The organism is Ilyobacter sp., from assembly GCF_041583315.1.
GTDB lineage: Bacteria > Fusobacteriota > Fusobacteriia > Fusobacteriales > Fusobacteriaceae > Ilyobacter.
In genome coordinates this window covers 1-1,734 of record NZ_JBFHGC010000580.1, presented here as the reverse complement: position 1 = coordinate 1,734, position 1,734 = coordinate 1, and the positions used below count along the sequence as shown (strand labels likewise).

The window sequence follows — 1,734 nt, the reverse complement described above, 5'->3', positions numbered from 1 at the left end:
CTTCTGTTACCAGGTCCACTCCTCTCATGAATCCCACAGGAGGCACGTCATACTTCTGATAGTCTGTGAGATTAATAAATACCTCTTCACCAAAAGCCTTTGAAACTATGTTGGAGGTAGTCCCTCCAGAGAGTATTTTAATACCCTTGGCTTCCTTGATTTTATCCAGCAAAATAACATCGTCTTCAGGTTTTGCAGGCGGGCCTGTAAACAGGTCTAAATATTTTCTGTACTGGAGTTTTACGGACAAAACAGTGGTGTCGTCTCCAGGCTTGTTGTCGTATAGCTTATTGCATACAGCCAAAAGATTTTCCGACACCTCACTGGAAAAATAATTTTTTCCAGAAAGACTTCTGAGAAACTCATTAATATCATTCCACTGCCACCCTAGATTTAATAGTTCTCCCACACCTGCGTGTAAAGCACCGTCACTGGTTACTACCAGGAGATCCTCTGTGGTCATTTTAAAATGAGATTCATGTATTTTTTTACCGTTGACTATCCTTTCTATTTTGTCCAAGGGATAGTCACAGCCTTTTCTAAAAAAGAAGCATGGAGGGTTGTCGTATTCCACCATGTAGGTTTCTCCGTTATTTTTTATTTTTATAATTGTAAAAGTGGAGTAAGCCAGCTTTCTCACACTGCATTCAGGAAGAGTATTTGTGATGGTATCTATAGTTTCCTCTATACTGGCCCCTTCTTTTAACATGGTCACAGCGATTTTAGAAGTGAGGGTTGCTAGTATATTTGCCTTGACTCCGCTTCCCAGTCCGTCTGAAAGAACCAGTATGACACCGTCATCTGTCTTTACAGTTTCTACATTGTCGCCACACAGTTCTTCTCCGAATTTGTTGATATTTTTATGGGATACATCTATAAAGTATTCTGTCAAAACTCTGAACCTTCTTTCTCTAGGACGTGTTTTAGTTTTGTCAGAGCGACTTTGGTCTCGGCAGTTGTCTCACCTAGAAGGCTTGCTATCTCCTGGGCCACTCTCATCTGCTTTTCTATAACTCCCTGAGTTACTTTGAGGGTATTTTCTTTTAGCTCAAAAAGTTCTCCCCGTCTTTTTTCCTCGTCGCTTATATCTGAAAGAATAATAAGGAGAGCGTTCTGGTTGTCAAGATGAATGACGCTTTGCTTCATATGGAGATTATACTCAGGAAGATGAATTTTTTTCCACAGCATATTATTTTTGTTTTCAAATACTGAAGCAAGGTCTCCATGTGGGATGAATCTGTCTATTGTATGCCCCTGACTTTCTGCAGGAGTTACCCCGAAAAATCTGGAAAATGACATATTGGATTCGATGATTTCAAAATTTTCGTTCACAATAAGCAGGGCATTTGGAGAATTTTCAAAAATCTCATTGGAAATTCTTTCGGCTCTGCTCTTTATGAAAGGCATACACATGTCTATACTTGACATTCCACGTAGGACAGCCACAGCATTTTCTCTGCAGGTATTGTATCCACAGCTGGCACAGTTTAGTTCATCCACTTTACTGAATTTTCCCATTTTAAGAAGAATTTTTTCTATTTGTTCCTCATTGATTTCGATCTCTTTTATAGGGTTTTTAGAGATGGTTTTTTTCAGATCTTTCTGTGAAAGAGGGCACTCTGCAGGAGATTCCTGTGTCTTTGCCGACATAAGGTAATCTTTTACATTCTGAAGTCTTGAAAATATAGAAGAGGAGATATGGTGACCTCCGGGACCCCCTATACAGCTTTTCTT

2 protein-coding genes are annotated in these 1,734 nt (G+C 39.6%); both read right to left on the bottom strand.

The features are described from left to right. Window positions 1–892 (bottom strand): SpoIIE family protein phosphatase (locus ABZA26_RS14405; RefSeq protein ID WP_372715185.1); only part of this gene is annotated, 892 nt, incomplete at its 3' end. Further along, on the bottom strand, window positions 889–1,734 hold an 846-nt coding region (locus ABZA26_RS14400), incomplete at its 5' end, for a (Fe-S)-binding protein (RefSeq protein ID WP_372715184.1). The genes ABZA26_RS14400 and ABZA26_RS14405, both read right to left, overlap by 4 nt.